The following is a 3658-nucleotide window of genomic DNA, read 5'->3' as shown; positions in this document are numbered from 1 at the left end:
GCTTGCGCCCATTGTGCAATATTCCCCACTGCTGCCTCCCGTAGGAGTCTGGGCCGTGTCTCAGTCCCAGTGTGGCCGGTCACCCTCTCAGGCCGGCTACCCGTCGACGCCTTGGTGAGCCGTTACCTCACCAACAAGCTGATAGGCCGCGAGCTCATCCCTGACCGAAGTTCTTTCCAGCTGCTGAAGATGCCTTCGCAGCTCGTATCCGGTATTAGACGCCGTTTCCAGCGCTTATCCCAGAGTCAGGGGCAGATTGCTCACGTGTTACTCACCCGTTCGCCACTGATCCGGAGAGCAAGCTCTCCTTCACCGTTCGACTTGCATGTGTTAAGCACGCCGCCAGCGTTCATCCTGAGCCAGGATCAAACTCTCCGTAAAGAAATTTTGCTGAGCGCGACCGGAATAGGGTCGCACCAGCGAGTTTGATCTGACCAAAGTGGATGTCATTGCTGACTTATCCGTTTGCCGACCCGAAGGCCGGACTTTGATCCAAAGGAATCTCATCCAGCCGAAGCTGGATCGAGGTTATTTGGCATTTGACAAGTGCACGCTGTTGAGTTCTCAAGGATCGGATGCTCCTGCCGGTCGGCCTCTCGGCTTCCCCTGCAGGGCAACTTCTCTATCTTATCCCTCTCGCTTCGCTTGTCAAGTCGACCCGCCGGCGATCTTTCGATCTCGGTGGGACGGCCGAAGACGGCGATCCACGAGGGGGAACCTCCATCCTAGTCCAGAGGACGCGAAGACTCTAGGAGTTCTTCTTCGGGTGGGGGTTTGTTCTGCTGCTTGAGGGGGCGGGGCTCTCGGCCCTCCGCTCTTCCCTTTGGGGCGAACAACAAGAACATTACGTGGGTTCCACGCACGCCGCAAATCACGCCCGCATCCCGGGCGTGTCGCGCGTGATTCCGCGGAACACGGCGCTCTCGGCGGTCTGCGGGCGTTGCATCGCGCGGCTCCCGGTACCCGGATCCGGGAGCCGGCCACCGCCGTCTGAGGCACACAGCCCCGCGGGTCTGAGGCACCCGGCCGCGCAAGATAGGGCTCCCGCCCGATCCGGGCCCGCTACCTCAGCGCGGACGCTGAAGCCATGGACCAGTTGAGCTATGACATCACCAACGCACTCCTCCGACGCGAGAGCGAGCTCGTCCGCACCGCCGAGCGGGTCAGGGTCGCGACCGAGCGCATCGTCGAGCAGCGGAGCGCGCCGGCATCCCCCGCGCGCCGCCGGCGTCGGCGGCGCACCCTCGCCGTCCCCGCATCGGCGACGCGCTGAGCGTCGCGACGCCCTCCGGCCCGCGTGTCCGAGGCGGCTGGCACCATGGGGGCATGCACGTCACCCGCTCCGCCGCCATGGTCGGACGCGCGGCCGAGCTCGTCGAGCTGGAGGCCGCGTACGCCGAGGCCGCGGCCGGCGACGCGCGCCTCGTCGTCATCGGCGGCGAGGCCGGCATCGGCAAGTCGCGGCTGCTCGACGAGCTGCTCGCGCGCATCGGCGACGGGGCGACCGTGACGCGCGGCCAGTGCGTCGAGTTCGGCGACGTGGGGCTCCCCTACGCCCCGCTCGCCGGCGTCTTCCGCGACCTCGTGTCGGCGTTCGGCGACGACGCGGTGTTCGCGGCCGCGGCCGGCGGCGTCTCGACGCTGCGGGCGCTCGTCGAGCTGCGCACGCCCCAGGAGCGCGACGAGCGGATGGGCGTGGAGCGCCTCGACGAGGTCGTCACGACCGTGCTGGAGCGGCTCTCGGCCGACCGACCGATCGTCGTCGCGATCGAGGACGTGCACTGGGCCGACCGTGCGACGCTCGACGTGCTCCGGTTCCTCTCGCGCATGCTGCGCTCCGGCCGGCTCCTGGTCGTGCTCACCTACCGCAGCGACGACGTCGGGCGCGGTCACCCGCTGCGGCCGTTCCTCGCCGAGCTCGAGCGCACGCCGCGCGTGTCGCGCATGCTGCTGAGCCGGCTCGGCCGCGACGACGTGCGCGCCCAGGCCCGCGACATCCTCGGCCAGACCCCCACCGCCGCGCAGACGCGCGCGCTCGTCCAGCGCAGCGAGGGCGTGCCGTTCTTCGTCGAAGAGCTGCTCGACTGCGGCATCGACGCGGCGGTGCCCGCGACCCTGCGCGAGCTGCTGCTCGCGCGCTACGAGACCCTGACGCCGGATGTGCAGGCGCTCGTGCGGGTGCTCGCCGCCGGCGGCGGGCAGGTCGACCACGACGTGCTGGCGGAGGTCGCCGGCCTCGCCCCCGCCGAGCGCGACGCGGCGCTGCGTGCGGCGATCGACGCCGGCGTCGTGACCGTCACGGGCCACGGCTACGACTTCCGGCACGCGCTCGTGCGCGAGGCCGTCGCCGAGGAGCTCCTCCCCGGCGAGAGCGCCCGCATCCACGCGCGCTACGCGACGGCGCTCACGGCGCAGAGCGGCGACCCGGCCCGTCGCGCCGCCCGTGCCGTGCTGATCGCCTCGCACTGGCTGGAGGCGCATGCCCTCGACGAGGCGTTCCGCGCCTCGGTCGAGGGCATGCGGATCAGTCGCGCGGCGTTCGCGCACGCGAGCGCCGCGCAACTGGGCGAGCGGGCGCTCGCGCTGTGGGAGCGCGTGGCCGATCCGGTCGAGGCCGCCGGCATGAGCCACGTCGAGCTCCTCGACGCGGTGGCCCGCGCGTGGCGCAGCGCCGGGGAGCTCCAGCGCGGCCTCGCGACGATCGAGCTGGCCCTCGACGAGGCCGACCCGCACGACGTCGAGCGGTACGCCCGGCTCCTGCGCAACAAGGCCCAGATGGTCGGCATCGAGGGGCGCGGAGACACGCTCACCCTCTTCGAGCGCGCCCGCGACATGCTGCCCGACGACGCGGACCCCGTGCTGCGCGCCGGCATCCTCGCCGAGACGGCGAGCAAGTACATGGTCTCCGGCGCATCGGAGGCCGCCATCGAGGCGGCCACCGAGGCGCTCGCTCTCGCACCGGCATCCGCCCACCGCATCCGCTCCGTCGCGGCCAACGTCCGCGCCGGCACGCTCGTGCACTTCGGACGGTTCGACGAGGGGTTCGCCGACTACGCCCTCGCGCTCGCCGAGGCCGGCGACGACCGCGACGCGCTCATGCGCTATCACGTGAACTACTCCGACACCCTGCACCTGCTCGGCCGCTTCCACGAGTCGGTGGAGGTGGCGCTCGCCGGCATCCGCATCGCGGAGGACACCGGCGTCGGCCGCACCTCGGGAGCCATCCTGGCGCTCAACACCGTCGACCCGCTGTTCGCCCTCGGCGACTGGGATCGCGCGGACGCGCTGATCGCCGACTCGCTCGACCGCAACCCGCCCGCGGTGTTCGGCGTGCACCTGCGGCGCGCGCACATCCGCTCCACGCTCTGGCGCGGCGACCCGCACCGCGCGCTCGCCCTGTTCGAGCGGTGGCGGCCGGCGATGGACGGGCTCGCCGCGTTCGAGGACCAGGTGGCCGCGGGCCTCGCGCTCGACGTCGCCGAGGTGCTCCTGGCGACCGACGACCTCGACGCCGCGTGGGAGCGCGCCGGAGCGCTCCTGGGCGCCGGGCGGCTCGCCTCCCCGCCGTGGGAGCTGCCGATCGCGCCGGTCGTGGCGCGGATCGTCGCGCGGCGCCGCGAGCGCGCGGGCGACGCGACGCTCGACACCGGACGGCTCG

At 71.5% G+C, this 3658-nt stretch carries 2 protein-coding genes and 1 rRNA gene; 2 read left to right on the top strand and 1 reads right to left on the bottom strand.

Annotated elements, in window-relative coordinates; translation table 11 throughout:
* Positions 1-381: ribosomal RNA gene (locus tag WML84_RS13740) — 16S ribosomal RNA — on the bottom strand; the annotation flags it as partial.
* Between the two features lie 706 nt (positions 382-1087).
* On the opposite strand from WML84_RS13740, the gene WML84_RS13735 reads away from it, so the two are divergent.
* Complete coding sequence (locus tag WML84_RS13735; protein WP_347346701.1) at positions 1088-1273, top strand: hypothetical protein; 186 nt, start codon at positions 1088-1090, stop codon at positions 1271-1273.
* A gap of 53 nt (positions 1274-1326) precedes the next feature.
* On the top strand, positions 1327-3658 hold a 2332-nt coding region (locus WML84_RS13730), incomplete at its 3' end, for an AAA family ATPase (protein WP_347346700.1).

It is taken from the genome of Microbacterium sp., from assembly GCF_039812165.1.
Classification (GTDB): Bacteria; Actinomycetota; Actinomycetes; order Actinomycetales; family Microbacteriaceae; genus Microbacterium.
Note: the sequence above shows the minus strand (reverse complement) of the source record. Positions and strands in the feature narration are given on the sequence as shown.